A 20,060-nucleotide genomic window follows, 5' to 3' on the forward strand; every position below is an offset into this window, starting at 1 on the left:
GAGGCCCCCGCCGCCTCGTACTCCGCGTCCGACACACCCGACGCCAGCCCGGCCCCGGAAGCCACGACGACCTCCCCGCCAAGACCCGTCAGGCGCTTAACCGTGTCAACAGACCCCGATACACGGGGCTCGAGCGTGGGCTCGGAAAATACCGCTATACGCATGCGCCTTCCTCCCGAAAGGTCGTTTGTTGGTCTTTTCCGACCCTGCCCCGCGGCACGGCCGGCACTGTCACGGCTCGGAGGCCGGCCGATGCGCGGTCGTTGGCGTCGACCGTCCGGCCCGGACCTCTCGAAATCTTTTCCCGTCCCGACTGCGGCGTGACACCGCACCCTTGGGGGCCGATCCCGCAGCGCCCGCGCCGGAAACCCGCCCGCCGGCCCCACCGCAGAACGGAAGACGGCCTTGTATTGGTATACAGAATTCCGAATGCCAGCAAGGAGATTTCGTGCTTTTCCGCCGAGGAAATCGGCTGACCAAAGGTCATGTAGCCAGCACATAGTCCTACCGCGTCGCGCAAATGACACGTTGCACTGCAAAATAAGCAAGACAAGACAGCCTGCGGCTTTTGGTCCATAGAAGAGCACCCGGCAAAGCGAGCCGGAACAAGTGTTTAAACGGAGGAATCCATGTACAGCAGGCGGGAACGCGCGACGAAGATCGTGGCGACCCTCGGCCCGGCCTCGTCGAGCGCGGAGAAGATCAAGGCTCTGTACGCCGCCGGCGTCGACGTGTTCCGGCTGAACTTCAGCCACGGGACCCAGGCCGACCACGGGCGTGTGCTCGGCATCGTGCGCGAGCTCGAGCGCGAGGTGGGGCGGCCGATCGGCGTGCTCGCCGACCTGCAGGGCCCGAAGCTGCGCCTCGGCAAGTTCGAGGACGGCGCCATCACCGTTACCGCCGGCACCACGCTGCGCTTCGACACCGACCTGACGCCGGGCAACGCCAAGCGCGTGCCAATCCCGCACCCCGAGATCCTCGAGGCGCTGCATATCGGCTCCACCGTGCTGCTCGACGACGGCAAGGTGCGGGTGAAGGTGGTGCACAAGGGCCCCGGCTTCATCGAGGCCGAGGTGATCGCCGGCAACAGGCTGTCGAACAATAAGGGCTTCAACGTCCCTGACGTGATCCTGCCGGTGTCACCGCTGACCGAGAAGGACCGCGCCGACCTGTTCTTCGCGCTCGACCTCGGCGTCGAGTGGATCGCGCTGTCCTTCGTGCAGCGGCCGGAGGACGTGATCGAGGCGCGCGAGCTGATCCAGGACCGCGCCCGCATCAACCTGAAGCTGGAGAAGCCGGCGGCGATCGAGCACCTCACCCGCCTCACCGAGCTGTCGGACAGCATCATGGTGGCGCGCGGCGACCTCGGCGTCGAGCTGTCGCTGCCGGAGATCCCGGCGCTGCAGAAGCTCATCATCCGCGAATCCCGCCGCTTCGGCCGGCCGGTGATCGTCGCCACCCAGATGCTGGAATCGATGATCAGCGCCCCGGTGCCGACCCGCGCCGAAGTCTCCGACGTCGCCACCGCCGTCTATGACGGCGCCGACGCGGTGATGCTGTCGGCGGAAAGCGCCGCCGGCCAGTACCCGGTCGAGGCGGTCGCGATGATGGACCAGATCATCAAGAACGTCGAACGCGACCCCGGCTACCGCAAGATCATCGATTCGCAGCGGCCGGAAGAAGGCACCAGCGTCGCCGACGCCATCACCCAGGCCGCCTACAGCGCCGCCAACGCGGTCGATGCCGCCGCCATCGTCACCTACACGCTGTCCGGCACCACCACGCTGCACGCCGCACGCGAGCGGCCGCGCGTTCCGGTGCTCGGCATCGCCTCCAAGCTCGCCACCGCGCGCCAGCTGGTGATGAGCTACGGCGTGCATGTGATCTACGCGCCGGAGGAGATCCACACCTTCGGCGAGATGGCGACCAAGGCGACGCAGATGGCGATCGACTACGGCTTCGCCAGCGAGGGCGACCGCCTCGCCATCACCGCCGGCGTGCCCTTTGCCCAGCCCGGCACCACCAACGTGCTGCGCCTCGTCACCATCGACAAGGGCATGGTGGACCGCAAGCCGGGCAGCCCGCAGCCGGCGCCGCGCCCGCGCGCCAAGGGCGTGGAAGTCGGCGCGTCCGGCGCCTCCGAGGCGACCCGCAAGAGCGCCGAGCTGAAGCCGGCACCGCGCAAGCCGGCGGCCGGACGCCCGGCCTCGCGCTGAGGCCGGCAGGCCTTAGCCGACCCCGAAAGAAACAAGGCCCGTCGCGACAACGCGGCGGGCCTTTCCTTTTGTGCCAGCGCGGCAGCCGGGCCGCCGCGCTGTTCCGCTCGGCATGAGAAGGATCAAGCCGCCCGCCCGCCGGCCACATCCTTCACGTCCACGCCCAGCGCCACCGCCCGCGCCGCGAGCCGGGCACGGATCGCCGGCGGGAGCTGGCGCACCGACTTCACGCGCGGCCGGTCGATCTCGACCAGCGGCGTGGGCTCCTCGCCATACAGCGCCGCATAGTCGGCATGGTTGTCGAAGCGGCGGCGGCTGACATTGTCGACGAAGGTCTCCGCCGGCACGCCCTCGGCCAGCACCAGTGCGTGGCCGTCGAGCTCGACATGGTAGTAGACGAAGCTGAGCGGCATGTCGGCGTGCCGGACGATGCTGGTGCCGTTCACCAGCGCGCCCGCCTGAACCAGCAGCCCGTCGACGAGCAACGCATGGTCGGGCGACAGGAAAAGATCGCGCGCCGGCAGCCCCTCGCCCAGCGCACCGGCGCGGATGCGGACCGGCAGCACCTGCGCGGGATCGGCGAACAGCCGGCTCACCGTCCGCCGCGCCAGCCAGCGCACCGGCCGCGCCTCGCCGATGTTGGTGAGCACGAGATCGCCCGCCGCCAGCGTCTCGATGGCGACGGCGCCGGACGGGGTAGCGATCAGCGTCCCGGCCAGGAAGCAGGCGACGAAAGCGGCCGTCGTATCGACCGCGACGGAGCTCGTCGGGTTCGGCCCGACGGCGAAATAATAGTAGGCGCCAAACCTCTCAGCGATCCAGCCATTGGCCGCCGTGCCGACCAGCTTGTAGTAATTGTCGGTGTAGTTGTAGGCGCCGTTGTCATAGCGGGCGACCGGGACCGTGCTGCCGATCGCATAGGTGCCTTCGGCAACCACATAGGTCGCCCCGGCGGGAGAGGATCCGCCATTGGGGGTGAAGACCCCGTCGCTATAGGTTCCCGAAAAGAGCCGACTTTCGAAATCCGCCATCCATCTCCTCCGCCATAGGGCTCGCGCAACCGAACAAGCGCCCACATCGCCTCACGCGAAGACGCTACGAAATTGCAACGATATCGAGGATAGATTCGCGGCTCATGTCCTCTAGATGGAGGATGGGCGAGCAGAGAGGGATGCGGGCACCGCCGGAGGGATCAGCCGGCCCGCCGCAGCCACAGGCTCATCAGTTCGGCGCGGCTTCGCACGCCGAACTTGCGGAAGACGCGCGTGACATGCTGGTGCGCCGTCGAGACGGCGGTATCGATCTGGCGGGCGATGTCCTTCTCCGACGCCTTGGTGAGCAGCAATTGCAGCACCCGGCGCTCGGTCGGCGTCAGCGGCGAGGAGGCCAGCAGCAGGCCGTTGCCGAGCAGGAGCTGGCGGTGGAACCACTTGATACCGCGCAGCGCATAGGCGAGCCGCGCGATCTGCTCCTCGGTGAAGGTCTGCGCCGCATAGAAGCCGAAATGCGATTCGCAGTCCCGATTGAGCGGGAAGGCGACGAAGACCGCATCCTGCGTGCCGACCGACCCGTAATGGCGCTGGAAGAACGGCGTCTCGAACCAGGCGGGCGGCAAACCCTGCCGCAGCGAATAGGTGCGGAAGCTGCCGACATCCTTCAGCGGCAGCAGGAAGGAGGGATCGATTTCGCGCCGGTCCCAGATCTTCAGGATCTCCTTGAAATGCCCCTCCTCCGGCAGTGGCTCGACCGGCCGCAGCGCCTGCACCGCCGCCACCCGCCACCCCTGCAGCGGATCGTCGGCCGCCCCGCCATCGACGCGGATGGCGCCTGCCCAGGTGGCGTTCCACGCCCCGACATCCGCTGCCAGTTCCGCCATCAGATGCGCGACCGCCTGCGTCCAGTGACCGGCATCGACATCCGACACCTCGTCCCAGAGACGATGGATCCGCTCCTGACTTTCGGGGCTCATGCTGCGCAACGACGAATCCGGTGGGAAAAGAAAATATTTTCGACCGAATGTCGCAGCGCAGCAATGCCCTCGACAAGACTATTTTACCGTTTGCGATGCGGTGCGGCGCCGCAGGCGGAAGGACGTACCGGCGCGCGGGTACCCGTGTCAGTGCGCCCCGTCCGGCACGTTGCCGGCCGCCCCGGCGATGCCATCGAGGATCGCGGCGGCTTCCGGCGGCAGCACGAGGAAGGCCGCCGCCAGATTCTCCTCGAGATGCGCCAGCGACGAGGTGCCGGGGATAAGCAGGATGTTGGGCGCGCGCCGCAGCAGCCAGGCCAGCGCCACCTGCATCGGCGTGGCGCCGAGCCCGGCGGCAACCTCCGACAGGGTCGAGGACTGCAACGGCGAGAAACCGCCGAGCGGGAAGAACGGCACATAGGCGGTGCCGGCCTGCCGCAGCCCATCGATCAGCGCGTCGTCATGGCGAAAGGCGACGTTGTAGTAATTCTGCACGCACACCACCGGAGCAATCGCGCGCGCCTGCGCGACCTGCGCGGCGGTGACGTTGCTGAGGCCGAGATGGCGGATCAGCCCCTTGCGCTGGAGCTCGGCCAGCACGGTGAACGGCTCCTCGATGGATTCCTCCTTCGGCTCGTGCAGGCCGCCGACCCGAAGGTTCACCACATCGAGCACGTCGAGGCCGAGATTGGCGAGATTGTCGTGCACGCCCTGGATCAGGCTGTCCGGGGTGCGGGTCATGATCCACGAGGCGTCGGCGCCGCGCACCGCGCCGAGCTTGGTGACGATGGTGAGATCGTCGCGATAGGGATGCAGCGCCTCGCGGATCAGCCGGTTGGTGACGTGCGGCCCATAGAAATCGCTGGTGTCGATGTGGTTCACCCCGCCGGCCACCGCCGCGCGCAGCACGGCGCGGGCGGCATCGGGATCCCTGGGCGGGCCGAATACGCCGGGCCCGGCCAGCTGCATGGCGCCATAGCCCATGCGGTTCACCCGGCGGTCGCCGAGCAGGAAGGTGGAGGTGGCGGTATCGCTCATGAAGGTGTCTCCCGGTTTCGCGGTCGAAGCGGTGGTCGACGCCGATATGGACCCGCAGGCCGCATCCGATAATCTGACACAATCGGGACAGACTGTGCGGTCATTCGTACAATAGCGGAGAAACCGGACCATGGAGCTCGACGAACTGGCGATCTTCGTCGCCGTGGTGCGCGCCGGCGGCTTTCGCGATGCCGCCCGGGCCGGCAACGCCTCGGCCTCCAGCCTGAGCGACGCGGTGCGCCGGCTGGAGGCGCGGCTCGGCGTGCGCCTGCTCCACCGCACCACGCGCGCCGTCACCCCGACCGAGGCCGGGCAGCGGCTGTTCGAGCGGCTCGCCCCGGCGCTGGCGGAGGTCGACGCCTCGCTCGACGCGGTGAACGCCTTCCGCGACCGCCCCGCCGGCACGCTGAAGCTCAATGTGCCGGCTAATGTCGCGCGCACCGTACTGCCGGCGTTCATCGTGCCGTTCCTCAAGGCCTACCCCGACATCCAGCTGGAGGTGACGGTGGAGGACGGCTTCATCGACATCGTGGCGGGCGGCTTCGACGCCGGCATCCGCTATGACGAGCGCCTCGCGCAGGACATGATCGCGCTGCCGATCGGCCCGCGCATGCAGCGCTTCGCCACCGCCGCCGCTCCCGCCTATCTCGACCTGTATGGCCGGCCCGCACATCCGCGCGACCTGCTCGCCCATGCCTGCCTGCGCGGGCGCTTCGCCGGCGGCACCGTGCCGACCTGGGAATTCGAGCGTGACGGCGAGATCGTGCGCCTCGACCCGACCGGGCCGCTTTTGACCCGGCCGAGCCTCGCCGCCGACCTGATGATCGACGCCGCCCGCGGCGGGCTCGGCGTCGTCAGCCTGTTCGAGGACTGGCTGGCGCCGCATCTGGCGAGCGGGGCGCTTGAGCCGATCCTACAGGAGTGGTGGCCGAGCTTTCCCGGGCCGTTCCTCTATTATCCCGGCCGGCGCTATTTGCCGGGACCGCTGCGCGCCTTCGTCGATTTCGTGCGCAAGGCGGGCACGTGGTGAGCGACTGGGGAGCGGGGACGTGGGCGTGACGTGAGGGCGACGCGCCTCAGTCCCTCAGCCCCGGCGCTTCCTGACCGGTGCGGGCGACGTATTCGGTGTAGCCGCCGCCATACTGGTGCACGCCTTCGGGGGTCAGCTCCAGCACCCGGTTCGACAGCGCGGCCAGGAAATGGCGGTCATGCGAGACGAACAGCATGGTGCCCTCATAGCTCGACAGCGCCTCGATCAGCATTTCCTTGGTGCCGATGTCGAGATGGTTGGTCGGCTCGTCGAGCACCAGGAAGTTCGGCGGGTCGTAGAGCATCTTCGCCATGACGAGGCGGGCCTTCTCGCCGCCCGACAGCACGCGGCACTTCTTCTCGACGTCGTCGCCGGAAAAGCCGAAGCAGCCGGCGAGCGAGCGAAGCGAGCCCTGCGCCGCTTGCGGGAAGGCATCCTCCAGCGCCTCGAACACCGTGCGGTCGGGATCGAGCAGTTCCATCGCGTGCTGGGCGAAATAGCCGAGCTTGACGCTGCCGCCGACATTGACCGTGCCGGCATCGGGCTCGGTGGTGCCGGTGATCAGCTTGAGCAGCGTCGACTTGCCGGCGCCGTTCACCCCCATCACGCACCAGCGTTCGCGCCGGCGGATGGCGAAGTCGAGCCCGTCATAGATGGTGCGGGCGCCATAGCTCTTGTCGACGCCCCTGAGGCTGGCGACGTCCTCGCCCGAGCGCGGCGCCGGCTGGAACTCGAAGGCGACGGTCTGGCGGCGGCGCGGCGGCTCGACGCGGTCGATCTTCTCCAGCTTCTTCACCCGGCTCTGCACCTGCGCCGCATGCGAGGCGCGGGCCTTGAAGCGCTCGATGAAGGCGATCTCCTTGGCGAGCATCGCCTGCTGGCGCTCGAACTGCGCCTGCTGCTGCTTGTCGGCCAGCACCCGCTGGGCGGCGTAGAACTCGTAGTCGCCGGAATAGGAGGTGAGCGCGCCGGCGTCGATCTCGACGATCTTGTTGACGATCCGGTTCATGAAGGCCCGGTCGTGCGAGGTCATCATCAGGGCGCCGTCATAGCCCTTGAGGAAGCTCTCCAGCCAGATCAGGCTCTCGATATCGAGATGGTTCGACGGCTCGTCGAGCAGCATCACGTCCGGGCGCATCAACAGGATGCGGGCCAGCGCGACGCGCATCTTCCAGCCGCCCGACAGCGCGCCGACGTCGCCGGCGATCATCTCCTGCGAGAAACCGAGGCCGGCCAGCACTTCCGAGGCGCGGCCCTCCAGCGAATAGCCGTCGAGATCGAGGAAGCGCGCCTGCACCTCGCCATAGCGCTCGATGATGGCGTCCATCTCGTCCATGCGCTCGGGATCGGCCATGGCAGTCTCGAGCTCGGCGAGCTCGGCGGCGACCTCGCTCACCGGACCGGCGCCGTCCATCACCTCGGCCAGCACCGAGCGGCCGGCGGCCTCGCCGACATCCTGGCTGAAATAGCCGATGGTGATGCCGCGATCGACGGAGACCTGCCCCTCGTCGGGCGGCTCCTGCCCGGTGATCAGCCGGAACAGCGTGGTCTTGCCGGCGCCGTTGGGCCCGACGAGGCCGATCTTCTCGCCCTTGAGCAGCGTGGCGGAGGCCTCGATGAAGACGATCTGCCGTCCGTTCTGCTTGCCGATGCTGTCGAGACGAATCATGGAAACCCGCGCGCTGCCGAATGTGCCGAATGTTGGCGCGGGTCTAAGCCATCCCGCGCTCCGGCGGAAGGGCGCACAATGGCGGAACGGCGCCTATTGGCCGGTGGTGGTGGCCGGATAGGTGGAGGTCGGGTAGGTCGTGGTCGGGTAGCTCGAGGTGCCCGGCACGACGCGCACCGCATTGCCCGACGTCGCGCCGCTGGCGGACGGCATCGGCGCCGGCGCGTAGGACGGGCTGGTCGAGGAACGGCTCGCAGCGCCCGACGAACTGGAGGCTCCCGTACCCGACGCCCCTGTCGTGGACGAGGCCGGACGCGGCGTAGCCGGCGCGGCGGCACCGGACGCATCCGGCGGCGGCACCACCGGATAGCCGGCCGCCGGCGTGTAGCCGTCGGTCACCGGATCATAGGCGGAGGGCTGCTCCACCGGCTCGGGCTGCTCCACCCGGCTGCCATAGCGGCGCGCCGGACGCGGAGAGGCGGCCGCCGCCGGCTCCGGCCCCATCCAGCCGTCCAGCACCGTGCCGTTGCCCTGCACGCCGGTGGGATAGGCGAGCGGCCCGCCGATGCGGCCGATGCCCTCCGGCTCGCCCATCGGCCGGCCATAGGGCTGCCAGCCGCGCGGCAGGAAGTAGCCGTTGATCGAATAGCGGTACATTACCCGCAGCAGGTCCTGCTCGGTGGCGCCCTTCTGGCACAGGCGCAGCCGCACCGACAGCACGCCGCGGTCGCGCACCAGCCGATAGACCGGCACCCGCGACTGGATGCGCTGCCAGGCATACATGCAGATCTCGCCCGCGCCGCCGCGGCCCATGGCGTAGTTGAACGGCCCGTAGCGGTTCTGCACGAAATAGTTGGAGGTGTGCATGTTCACGCCGGGCAGCTGCTTTTCCATCTCCTCCTCGAGCGCTTCCTCGTTGAGGAAATCGTCGCTGCGCGAATAGCCGCCGGCGCGCACATGCTCGACCGGCCCGAAGAAGGTGACGTGGAAGGCGTTCTGTCCGCGCGCCGAGGAGTTCGTCTCCAGGATAATTTCCTGCGAAATCGCGTTGGAATAGGCCGTCTGCAGCACCGAGAGCACCCGCGGCGCGGCGCCCGGCTCCGGCAGCACCAGGGCTTCGCTGGTGTTGACCTCGACGGTCTCCCCCGCGACGCGGACGCCACGCTCGAAATAGGACGGGTAGGGAGACGTGCAGGCACCCAGCAGGAGGACAAAGGAAATGGCAACAGCCCGTAGGGCAACCGGGTTCATGGTACGTCCGTTCATGGGTCCTTCACGGGCTCGAGACGCCGTCCATGCAACCGCTCAGTGGCGCACTTCACGAATACCACGCTGGAAGCCGCCGAATCACCTGCTAAGTTGGACTTTAACCTGCGGGAGAAACAGGTGGAATCGGTCGCCGTATTTTACCATCTCGGACAGATAGACTTCCTCAACCACTCGACGCTAAGAGACATAGTTCCACCGCCCTGCGACACTGGATCTGAGCGAGGCATGAGAGACGATGCGTAGGGCCTGGGTCTCCCTCCTTTGGATAATCTCCTCGCTGATCGTGGTGTTCCTCATCACGCTGCCGATCAGTCTGCAGGCGCACCTGATCGTCGGCTCGATCGTGGTGCTCGCCATGATCCTCCTGAAGACCTTCGGCCCGCCCACCGGGGTGTTCCGGGTGATCGCGCTGGCGCTCGGCACCGCCATCGTGCTGCGCTACGTCTATTGGCGCTCCACCTCGACGCTGCCGCCGATCAACCAGATCGAGGACTTCATCCCCGGCTTCATGCTGTATCTCGCCGAGATGTACAGCGTGTTCATGCTGTTCCTCAGCCTGTTCGTGGTGTCCTCGCCGGTGCCGCCGCGCCCGACGCCGCCGGTGCCCGACAACGCGCCGAGCGTCGACGTGTTCATCCCGACCTATAACGAGGAATACGCGCTGCTCGCCAACACCGTGGCAGCGGCGCGCGGCATGGACTACCCGCAGGACAAGCTGACGGTGTGGCTGCTCGACGACGGCGGCACCGACGCGAAGTGCAACCAGGACAACGCCGCCAAGGCGCAGGAGGCGCAGGAGCGCCGGCGCGAGCTGCAGCAGCTGTGCGACGGGCTCGGGGCGCGCTACCTCACCCGCGCGCGCAATGAGCACGCCAAGGCCGGCAACATGAACAACGGCCTCGAACACTCCACCGGCGACCTCGTCGTGGTGTTCGACGCCGACCACGCGCCCGCCCGGACCTTCCTGAAGGAGACGGTCGGCCACTTCGCCCAGGACCCGAAGCTGTTCCTGGTGCAGACGCCGCACTTCTTCATCAATCCCGACCCGCTGGAGCGCAACCTCGACACCTTCGACGAGATGCCCTCCGAAAACGAGATGTTCTACGGCATCATCCAGCGCGGCCTCGACAAATGGGACGCCTCGTTCTTCTGCGGCTCGGCGGCGGTGCTGCGCCGCACCGCGCTGAAGGAGACCAACGGCTTCTCCGGCGTCACCATCACCGAGGACTGCGAGACCGCGCTCGGCCTGCACTCGCGCGGCTGGCGCTCGATCTATGTCGAGAAGCCGCTGATCGCCGGCCTGCAGCCGGAAAGCTTCGCCAGCTTCATCGGCCAGCGCTCGCGCTGGGCGCAGGGGATGATGCAGATCCTCATCTTCCACATGCCGTTCTTCAAGCGCGGCCTGACCATGGCCCAGCGGCTCTGCTACATGTCGAGCATGCTGTTCTGGCTGTTCCCCTATCCCCGGCTGATGTTCCTCATCTCGCCGCTGTTCTACCTGTTCTTCTCGCTGGAAGTGTTCAACGCCTCGGGCGCCGAGTTCCTCGCCTACACCTCGACCTACATGCTGGTGAACCTGCTGATGCAGAACTATCTGTACGGCAAGTATCGCTGGCCGTGGATCTCGGAGATCTACGAATACATCCAGGCGATCTATCTCCTGCCGGCCATTCTCTCGGTGATCGCCAATCCGCGAAAGCCGACCTTCAACGTGACCTCCAAGGGCGAGAACATGGCCGAGAGCCGCGTCTCGGAGATCGGCCGGCCGTTCTTCATCATCTTCGGCGTGCTGATCGCGGCGCTGCTGGTCTCGATCTACCGGGCGATCACCGAGCCGTTCAACGCCGACGTCATCATCGTCGTCGGCGGCTGGAACGTGCTCAACCTGCTGATCGCCGGCTGCGCGCTCGGCGTGGTGTCGGAGCGGCGCAACCGCCGGCGCACCCACCGCGTCAACCTGCTGCGCCGCTGCGAGATGATCATCGACGGCATCACCTATCCGGCCAGCGTGGAGGACGGCTCCACCGGCGGCGCCCGCATCCGCCTCGCCGAGGGGACCAAGGGACCGGAATTCGAGCGCGGGCAGTCGGCGCAGCTGCGCTTCACCCCGCATGCCGATCTCGGCTCGGAGACGCTGCCGCTGACGATCCGCAACATCGAGGAAGACAAGCAGGGCATCGTGTTCGGCTGCCAGTTCGAACCGCAGACGCCGATGCATTACCGCCTGGTCGCCGACCTGATCTTCGCCAATGCGGACGAATGGCGGAAATTCCAGGAATCGCGGCGGCGCAACCCCGGCGTGCTGTTCGGCACGCTGCGCTTCATCCGGCAGGCGCTCTACCACACCGGCCGCGGCCTCTCCTATTTGATGCACCTGCAACGGCTGTGGCGCGAACGCCGCCGCGCGCCCCAGCTCGCCACTGCCAAGCGGGAGTCGTGACGATGCGCCCGCCCGCCGCCCGCCGAGCCGCCCTCCGAACCTCGGCCGGGCCTCTCGCCGCGATCCTCGCCCTCGGCGTCGCGCTGCTCGGGGGCCCCGCCTCCGCCCAGCAATCCGCCGCCGGCCAGGGCACCAGCCAGTTCCAGATGACCCCGCCGCTCGGCGGCGGTGCGGCCCGTCCGGCCGGCAACGCCGCCCCGCCGCTGTCGGTGCCGATGACCGCCCCCGGCGCCTTCGCGCCCGGCACGCCCTCCGCCATCGCCCAGATGCCGTCGCCCGCCGATACGCCGGCGCAGCCTGCTCCCGCTCAGCCCGCTCCCGCCGACGGCAACGCCGCCCCGGACGCCGCGCCGTTCCAGATGGTGCCCGGCCAGCCGGCGCCGGCCGTCGTCGCGCCGATGGCGCGGCAGCCCGCGGGGCCGCAACGGCCGGACCGCTTCATCATCCCGCAGGCACGGATGGTGTTCGCCGGCGAGCTCGCCTCGCGCGCCTTCGTCATCTACGCCACGCCGGAAGAGGCGGCGCGCCAGGCCACCTTCCTGCTCAGCTACCTCAACGCGGTGGTGGTGATGCCGGAGAGCTCACGCATCCGCGTCAGCATCAACGGCCAGGCCATCGTCGAATCGCCCATCGCCTCCTCGCAGGAACCGGCCCGCATCAGCGCGCCGATCCCGCGCGGCACGCTGCGCGCTGGCGCCAATCTGGTCCGCATCGAGGTGGTGCAACGCCACCGCACCGACTGCGCGGTTACCGCCACCTACGAATTGTGGACCGAGATCAACAACGAGGGCACCGGCATCGCCTATGCCGGCGGGCGGCCGAAGATCACCGGCGGCCTCGACGACCTCGCCGCCGTTGGCGTCGATGTGGGCGGCGCGACCAATATCCGCGTCATCACCGCCGGCTCGATCGACACCAACGCCCCGCGGGTGCTGCGCGCCATTCAGGGCCTCGCTTTGCGCGGCCTGTTCCCCAACCCGTCGGTCAGCATCACCGACGGCGCCTCCGGCCCGGCGGCGCCCGGCACGCTCAACCTGGTGATCGGCGCGGCGCCCGAGCTGGCGCGGCTGATGGCCAACCCGATGGCCGAGGCACGCCAGCGCCCGGTCGCCAACCTCGTCGACGATGCCCGGCTGGGCGCGCCGACCCTGGTGCTCTCCGGCCCGACGGCGAACGATGTCGACCGCGCCATCGACCGGCTCAACGACTTCGTGCTCAACCAGGGCGACAGCATCCCCACCGCGACCAGCTTCGCGCCGAACGCCCCGCTGTTCACCGGCGCGCGCTCGCTGCGGCTCGCCGAACTCGGCGTGACCACGCAGGAATTTTCCGGCCGCCGCCTGCGCGCCGAGTTCCAGATCGCCCTGCCGGCGGATTTCTTCGCCGAGTTCTACGGCAACGCGCAGCTGCTGCTCGACGTCGCCTTCACCGCCGCGGTGCGGCCGGGCAGCCATGTCGACGTCTACGTGAACGGCCAGATCGCCTCCAACCTGCCGATCACCACGCGCGGCGGCGGGCTGATGCAGCACCAGCCGATGCAGATCCCACTGCGCAATTTTCGCCCCGGCATCAACCAGCTATGGCTGGAAGTCGTGCTCGACACCGACGCCGACACGCGCTGCCTGCCCGGTGCGACCCTGCCCTCGGACAGCCGGTTCGTGCTGTTCGATTCCACCGAATTCTCGATGGAGAACTTCGCCCGGATCGGTACCGTCCCCAATCTCGCCGCCCTCACCGCCAGCGCCTTCCCCTATGGCCTTGAAGGTCCGACGGCGGTGGTGCTGGCGCGGCAGGACGCTACCACGCTCGGCGCGGCGGCGACGCTGCTCGCCCGGCTGGCGCGCGGGCATGGCCGGGCGCTCGCCCTCGACGCCTCGCCCTCCATGGCGACGCTCGGCGAGCGCAACGCACTGTTCATCGGCGACATCGACCATATCCCGGCCAGCGTGCTCGACCAGGTCGGCATCTCCGAATCCACCCGCTCCAACTGGGTGGTCTCGGCCGAGGACGCCGCCGGCGCCGACAATGCCGACAGCTATGACAGCGTGCTGCAGCGCTTCCGCGACCGCCAGTCCGGCGGCAACGGCGCCGCGACGCCGGCCACGCCGGCCGACGACAACACCTCGGAGGTCTACCAGCGCTGGCGCAACGCGGTGCAGAACACCGGCGCCCTGCGGGCGCTGGCCGACAGCTTCGAGGGCTGGCTGAAGCGCACCTTCAACATCAGCTTCGAATCGCTGCGCATCAACCAGGGCCAGCGCACCCTCTACGAGCCGCCGCCGCGCACCTCGATCCTGATGGCACAGGGCAACAGCCCCAACGAAGCCGGCGTGTGGACGCTGGTGACCGCGCGCACCGCCGACACGCTGGCGAGCGGCACGACGCGCCTCGTCTCCGACGCCTCCTGGAACCGCATCGGCGGACAGGCGATCGCGCTGCAGAGCGGCACCGGCGAGGTCGAGCGGCATGACGTGACCAGCCACCGCTTCATCGTCACCACGCCGCTCAGCTTCGCCAATATCCGCATGATCAGCGCCAACTGGCTGTCGACCAACATCGTGCCCTACGCGCTGATGCTGATGATCGCCTCGCTGGTGCTCGGCATCGCCACCTTCCTGCTTTTGCGCCGCATGGGACGCCCCTCGTGAGGCCGGGGCGTTTCGCAGGCCTCCTCGCCCTCGCCGCCACGCTCCTCCTCGGGGCGGGCGCCCAACCGCCGCTGAAGGCGCAGCCCATGGCCAACCCGGTGCCGATGGAGGCGTGGAACGCCTATATGAGCCGGTTCGTCGCCGAGAATGGCCGGGTGATCGACACCGCCAATGGCGACATCAGCCACAGCGAGGGCCAGGGCTACGGGATGCTGCTGGCCTTCCTCGCCGGCGACCGCGGCAATTTCGAGCGCATCTGGAGCTTCACCCGCACCGAGCTGATGATTCGCGACGACGGGCTGGCGGCCTGGCGCTGGGACCCCAACGCCACCCCTCATGTTACCGACGTCAACGCCGCCAGCGATGGCGACATATTAATTTCCTACGCGCTGGGCCGCGCCGGCGCCGCCTGGAACAACCCCGGCTACACCGAGGCGGCGCGCAAGATCGCCCGGGCGCTCGGCAGCAAGCTGGTGGTGAAGTCCGGCGACCGGCTGGTGCTGCTGCCGGGCGTGCAGGGCTTTTCCGCCGACGACCGCAAAGATGGGCCAATCCTCAATCTATCCTACTGGATCTTCGAGGCTTTTCCCGTTCTTTCCCAGCTGGCGCCGGAGACCGACTGGACCAAGCTCGGCGTCAGCGGCCTCGAACTCCTGACCATCGCCCGGCTCGGGCCGGCGCAATTGCCGCCCGACTGGATCGCCGCTCCCGCCCGCGGCCCGGTGACCATCGCCGAGGGCTTCCCCCCGGTCTTCGGTTACAATTCGTTAAGGATATCTCTTTACCTGTTGCGAGCGGGTATCGCCGACGCCCAGATACTGGGAAATTTCCAGCGCAACTGGCGTGCCGACGGCGGTGGAGGCCCTGCCATCGTCGACATTCCAACAGGCCGCGTGGTAAACCAGCTAACCGAGCCGGGTTACCGAATCCTCGGCGCGTCTCTTGCCTGTGCGCTGGAGGGAACGGCCATTCCGCAAGAGCTGAGGCATTTCGAGCCGACGCTCTACTACCCGTCGACGCTGTTCCTGCTGAGTTGGGCCCTGCTGGTGGAGAAATATCCGCGATGTCTCTGAAGCGAGCCGCTCTGTTGCTGCTCTTGGGGGGCGCCATCGTCCCCGCCATCGCCCAGCAGATCACGCTCCCGGTCGGCACCCCGCCGGCCGCCGACAAGACCTCCGCCGATGCCCCCGTCCGCCCCAAAGTCGACGAGAGCGCGTTGCGCTACTTCGCCTCGCAGGGCGACACCCGCCGCCTTGAGGCCGAGATCGCCCGGCTGCGCGCGCTCTATCCCGACTGGTCGCCGCCGGCCGACCTGTTCGGTCCGCAAACCGATCCCGATCTTGAGCGCATGTGGAAGCTCTATGCCGACGGCAAGCTTTCCGACGTGCGCAGCGCCATCGCCGCCCGCCAGGCGTCCGACCCCTCCTGGCAGCCGCCGCCCGAGCTGATCGCCCGTGTCACCGAGAGCGAGAACCGCCGCCGGCTGATCAACGCCTCCGACGCCCAGCAATGGAGCACGGTGCTGCGGATGGCGACGGAGACGCCGGGCCTCCTCACCTGTTCCAACGTCGACATCCTCTGGCGCGTCGCCGAGGCGTTCGGCAAGACCAACCAGGTGCAGCGCGCCCTCGACGCCTACACCTACCTCTTGACCAACTGCAACGATGCCGCCGAGCGCCTCGCCACCGTGCAGAAGGCGATGCCGATGCTCGACGACGCGCAGCTGAAGCAGCTGCTGGCGCTGGAGCGCAAGGATCCGCAGGGCCAGCCGGAATTCGCCCCCATCCGCGACGAGCTGATCCGCCGGCGCATGGGACGGGCGGCCGAGAACCCGGAATATGTCGTCGCCCCCGACGACCTCACCCGCATGGAGGCGCTGGCCCGCGCCGGCGACACGCCGGGCGACCCGCTGCTGCTCGGCTGGTACCTGTTCCGCCACGACGAATCCTCCCGCGCGCTCGACTGGTTCAAGCTGGCGCTCGACCGCAAGGGCGGGGCCAAGGCGGCGGAAGGCTATGTGCTGGCGCTGAACTCGCTGGGGCGGGCGCTGGAGGCCGAGCCGATCGCCTTCGAATGGCGCGACGCCGCGCCGGAGAACGGCAAGGCCTATCTCGACGTCGTCATCAGCCTGCTCACCGCCTCGCCGCCGCCGGTGCTGGCCGAAACGGTGCTGAGCCGCTTCAGCCCGGTGGTGATGCGCGACAAATACGTCCCCGGCGCCCAGGCGCTCGGCTGGTACGCCTACAATACCGGGCAGCTGGTGGTGTCGCAGGCCTGGTTCCAGACCGCGCTGTCCTGGGATCCCAATGACGAGCCGTCCTCCTACGGCCTCGCCCTCACCTATTGGCGGCTGAACGACGCCGCACGGCTCAATGCGCTGGTGCAGAACTGGCGTGGCCGCTCCGAGCGCATCGTCGCGCTGGTCGACCCGCAGCTGCGTGCCACGCTGGAGGCCCGCAACCTGCAAGGCCAGATCAACCGCTCCACCAATCCGCTGGTCGCTGCCGCGCTGCGCGTCACCCCGCCGCCGGCCGATGGCAACCTTCCGGCCGCCGGGCTCGGCTACGCCCCGGTGCCGGCGCAGGCCGGCGTGCAGCCGATGCCGGGACAGCCGGCGGCCACGCACCAGTTCCAGCCGATCCCGGCGCAGACCGCGGCGCCGCAGCAATTCCAGCCGGTGCCGACCCAGAGCGCGACCGCCCCGCAGTTCCAGCCGGTGCCGACGCAGGCGGCCCCGACGCAGCTGGCCCCGGCGCGGCCGGCGCAGCCGATCCTCGTGCAGACCGCGCCGGCGCAGCCGGCCGGACGAAACTATGCGCAGCCGGTAAACTACCAGGGGGCGGCCCCTGCCCCGCGTCCGCGCGCCGCCTCCAGCGGCGGCGCGAGCCGGGGGGGCGGCGGTGCCGCCGCGCTGTCGCGCGGCTGGCGGCTGATGGAGCTCAACCGGCCCATCGAGGCGGTCACCGCCTTCGACGAGGCGCTGCGCACCGGCAGCGGCAAGGTCGCCGAGGAGGCCGCCTACGGCAAGGCGCTGGCCTATATGCGCAAGGGCATGACGAACCAGGCGCAGGTCGCCGCCATCGAGGCGCCGCAGTCGCCGCGCCGCGCCATGCAGCTGACCGCCGACATCCTCGCCCAGCGCGCCTACGAGTTCTACAAGGACCAGCGCTATGTCGAGGCGCTCATCTCGCTCGACGAGCGCGCCCGCATCACCCCCGAGCAGCAGGACCTGATGATGCTGCGCGGCTGGAGCTACTTCAACATCCGCGACTACCAATCCGCCGAGCGCATCTTCCGGGCGCTGGCGGCGCAGGGCAACACCGACGCCATGAACGGCGTCTCGGAGATCGAGTTCGCCCGCCGGCTGTACAAGCGCGAGTAGCAGGGCTGGCGCCGGAGACTTCCCCCGCTGGGGCGACACCGTGGCGTTGGTGATCGACAACTCGTCCACCAACGCGCGAACGCTCGGCTCCCATGTCGCCGGGGTGCTGGCCTTCCACTGCGAACAGGCCGGCGCTTCGGTGACTTAGCCTGCCCTCTTCGTCATTGCTCCTGCCGGCCTTCTTCACAAGGCCGGCAGGGCCTTTCCAATAGGCTGAATGCCTTCGCGATCATCTCAAGGCCGCGCTGCTCCGCGACGATGAGGAGGCCCCGGCGCCTCGACATGGTCGGTCGTGACGGCGATCCAAACGGCGTCGCCCTTCCCTCGCACGGGCCAGGGGGATCGGAAATGAAGGCCGACCACCCTGACCACATCCGCATGTTCACCGGCGGCTCAGCGGCCGCCAAGTTGGTGGCTGCGCCGACACACGGGACGGCAAAGCTCGCTGCCAGGATGAACATGGCGCCGGAGCCGACAAGCGCAGGAAGGCAGGCGGATTTCCGGCACTGAAGAGCATTGGTCAGCGAGGCGGAGCCGGCAGCTTGACGGGCCGCGGCGCAAGGCGATCAGTTGCGCGCAAGACGGCTCGGCAACAGTTCGCCACTGCGTTCCAGGATCGGATAGGCGGCCGCCGCAACGATGTGGCTGTTGATGAGCTTCATGTCGCGCAGCAGATCCAGATAGAGAGCGCTGGCCTGTGCCGTGGACAATTCACTCTCACGCAGCCGCTCGAAATGCTGCAACGTGGCGCGTGACTCGGCGTCGCGGAAGGCCATTTTCTCGTCGGCCAGCAGCCGGGCGGCACGAGGATCTTCGGTCATGAAGAGCGACGCCGCCGTTCTCAGATTGCTGACCAGGCGGTCCATCAGCGAAATCAATTCCGCCTGCCGCTCCTTGGGCAAAGCGAGGCCTCGCTTCAGTCCCTTGGATGTGTGAGGCAGCAGGTAGCGATCCACCACGTCACCGGCCTGCTCGAGATTCATCGTGAAGCCGAGGACCTCCTGCAGGCGGCGATGATCGTGCGGCCCCAGTTCATCGGGATCGATGGACGTAAGGTACCGCTTGATGGCGGTGTTGAGCTGATCGATGACGTCGTCCTGCCGTCGCGTCTCGGCAATGAGCCGGCGATCTCCGCTCTTCAGACCATCGCGCGCTCCGGTCAGCATGGTCTCCAGCACATCAGCCAATCGCAGCGCTTCGCGTGCTGCCCCGCCCAGCGCCACAATCGGCGTCTCGCGAGCCGCGGGGTCGAGATAGAGCGGCAGCGATGGGTCGGCCCTGCCGGTGCGCGTCGGCAGCATTCGCGTCAACAGTCGCGCAAATGGCCCGAGGAGCGGCAGGAAGACGACCGCCACCACGACATTGAACAGGGTGTGGAAATCAGCCACCGCCCGGGCGTCGACCGGCTGGAGCGTGACCATGAAGCGTCCGATGGGCTCCAGAGCGACCAGGCAAACGGCAACGCCGATGAGGCGGGTCAGCAAATTGCCTAGCGGCACCCGCTTGGCGGCCGGGTCGTTGCCGACCGCTCCCTCCAGCAGCGGATTGATCGCCGTGCCGATATTGGCACCGAGCACGAGCGCGAAGGCCGCATTGGGCGGAACCGCGCCATTGGCGGCGAGCGACATCACCAGCAGGACCACGGCGACGCTCGAATGCGCCGCCCAGGTCAGGCACGCCGCCAGCAACACGTCGAGAAGCGGCACGGTGGAGATGGCACCGAGCAACAGGCGCAGGCTCGGCGCGTCCTCATAGTCGCGCATGAGATCCAGGAGATTGTCGAGCGCCATCAGCATCAGGCCGAGGCCGATCAGCACGCGGCCGAGATCATGCGTCTGCGACGAGGAATCCCGCCGGAACATCAACACGCCGATCAAAATGAAAGCGGGCGCGACCACCGCGATATCGAAGGACAGCAATTGCACGATCAACGTCGTGCCGACATTGGCGCCGAGCATCACGGCAAGCGCGGGAACCAGTTCGACGAGTCCTCCCGCCGCAAAGCCGGTCACCATCAATCCGGTGGCCGTGCTGCTCTGCAGAAGGGTCGTCACCCCCAGTCCGGCGATGAAGGCACGAAATCGATCCCCAAGCGCCGCACCGAGGATCGATTTCAGGCGCGGCCCGAAGGCGCGCTGCACGCCGGTCTGCACCATGTGGGTTCCCCACAGCAGCAGCGCGATAAAGCCGGCCAGGTCGATGAGGCTCGCAGGAAAGGTCATCGGCAGAGCAAATGCCACTTCCCCCGAAGAGGCAAGCGCCCGCCATCAACTGGCGTGCCACCCGGTAAATAGATGTGAAATTGATCGAGACGTCTCATCGGCACGTGGGGGAGGATGGAGGCATCGCGACGGCGGCTGCTTCCCGGGTTTTCGGCCGTCTTTTCCCCGCAGCCACGC

12 protein-coding genes and 1 pseudogene are annotated in these 20,060 nt (G+C 68.3%); 6 read left to right on the forward strand and 7 right to left on the reverse strand.

All coding sequences use genetic code 11. From position 1 onward, the window contains the following. Positions 1 to 500: pseudogene (locus KHC28_RS28035) on the reverse strand (hypothetical protein); the annotation flags it as partial. A 129-nt stretch (positions 501 to 629) separates the two neighbouring features. Here KHC28_RS28035 and pyk point away from each other — a divergent pair. After that, positions 630 to 2,216, forward strand: coding sequence for a pyruvate kinase (gene pyk / locus KHC28_RS19300; RefSeq protein WP_214010017.1), 1,587 nt, complete (start codon positions 630 to 632; stop codon positions 2,214 to 2,216). A 122-nt stretch (positions 2,217 to 2,338) separates the two neighbouring features. Here pyk and KHC28_RS19305 read toward each other — a convergent pair whose 3' ends face one another. The 3 genes from KHC28_RS19305 to KHC28_RS19315 form a co-directional block, all read right to left on the reverse strand. Continuing rightward, entirely contained in the window at positions 2,339 to 3,247 is a 909-nt protein-coding gene (locus KHC28_RS19305; protein ID WP_214010018.1) for a Hint domain-containing protein, read from the reverse strand. A 161-nt stretch (positions 3,248 to 3,408) separates the two neighbouring features. Beyond that, positions 3,409 to 4,185 carry a response regulator transcription factor gene (locus KHC28_RS19310; protein WP_214010019.1) on the reverse strand — a complete coding sequence of 259 codons (777 nt, stop codon included), beginning with the start codon at positions 4,183 to 4,185 and terminating at the stop codon, positions 3,409 to 3,411. Positions 4,186 to 4,332: 147 nt separating this feature from the next. Continuing rightward, entirely contained in the window at positions 4,333 to 5,223 is an 891-nt protein-coding gene (locus tag KHC28_RS19315; protein WP_214010020.1) for an aldo/keto reductase family oxidoreductase, read from the reverse strand. A gap of 130 nt (positions 5,224 to 5,353) precedes the next feature. On the opposite strand from KHC28_RS19315, the gene KHC28_RS19320 reads away from it, so the two are divergent. Beyond that, on the forward strand, positions 5,354 to 6,253 hold the full coding sequence (locus tag KHC28_RS19320; RefSeq protein ID WP_214010021.1) for a LysR family transcriptional regulator: 900 nt from the start codon (positions 5,354 to 5,356) through the stop codon (positions 6,251 to 6,253). A gap of 46 nt (positions 6,254 to 6,299) precedes the next feature. Here the strand turns inward: KHC28_RS19320 and KHC28_RS19325 are convergent, their stop codons facing one another. Together KHC28_RS19325 and bcsN are read right to left on the reverse strand one after the other, a co-directional pair. Continuing rightward, the gene (locus KHC28_RS19325; protein WP_214010022.1) at positions 6,300 to 7,922 is read right to left on the reverse strand and encodes an ABC-F family ATP-binding cassette domain-containing protein; all 1,623 of its coding nucleotides are present in this window, start codon (positions 7,920 to 7,922) and stop codon (positions 6,300 to 6,302) included. Between the two features lie 93 nt (positions 7,923 to 8,015). Next, on the reverse strand, positions 8,016 to 9,188 hold the full coding sequence (gene bcsN, locus KHC28_RS19330; protein ID WP_246565028.1) for a cellulose biosynthesis protein BcsN: 1,173 nt from the start codon (positions 9,186 to 9,188) through the stop codon (positions 8,016 to 8,018). 238 nt (positions 9,189 to 9,426) lie between these two features. Between bcsN and bcsA the strand changes: the two genes are divergently transcribed. Genes bcsA through KHC28_RS19350 form a run of 4 tightly spaced genes read left to right on the forward strand, consistent with a single transcriptional unit; the run spans position 9,427 to position 17,661 of the window. Then, positions 9,427 to 11,631 carry a UDP-forming cellulose synthase catalytic subunit gene (gene bcsA, locus KHC28_RS19335; protein ID WP_214010023.1) on the forward strand — a complete coding sequence of 735 codons (2,205 nt, stop codon included), beginning with the start codon at positions 9,427 to 9,429 and terminating at the stop codon, positions 11,629 to 11,631. 2 nt (positions 11,632 to 11,633) lie between these two features. Then, positions 11,634 to 14,279, forward strand: a complete 2,646-nt coding sequence (locus KHC28_RS19340) for a cellulose biosynthesis cyclic di-GMP-binding regulatory protein BcsB (protein WP_214010024.1) — start codon at positions 11,634 to 11,636, stop codon at positions 14,277 to 14,279. After that, positions 14,276 to 15,352 (forward strand): family 8 glycosyl hydrolase, encoded by a 1,077-nt coding sequence (locus KHC28_RS19345; RefSeq protein WP_312893275.1) that lies wholly within the window; start codon positions 14,276 to 14,278, stop codon positions 15,350 to 15,352. The genes KHC28_RS19340 and KHC28_RS19345 overlap by 4 nt, the downstream gene beginning before the upstream one ends. Next, positions 15,343 to 17,661 (forward strand): tetratricopeptide repeat protein, encoded by a 2,319-nt coding sequence (locus tag KHC28_RS19350; protein ID WP_214010025.1) that lies wholly within the window; start codon positions 15,343 to 15,345, stop codon positions 17,659 to 17,661. Before KHC28_RS19345 ends, KHC28_RS19350 begins: the two co-directional genes overlap by 10 nt. A gap of 566 nt (positions 17,662 to 18,227) precedes the next feature. Here the strand turns inward: KHC28_RS19350 and KHC28_RS19355 are convergent. Further along, a complete protein-coding gene (locus KHC28_RS19355) occupies positions 18,228 to 19,883 on the reverse strand; it encodes a Na/Pi cotransporter family protein (protein WP_214010026.1) in 1,656 nt (551 codons plus the stop codon). Between the last annotated feature and the right edge of the window lie 177 nt (positions 19,884 to 20,060).

Source organism: Ancylobacter sonchi (assembly GCF_018390695.1).
In the GTDB taxonomy this organism is placed as follows: domain Bacteria; phylum Pseudomonadota; class Alphaproteobacteria; order Rhizobiales; family Xanthobacteraceae; genus Ancylobacter; species Ancylobacter sonchi.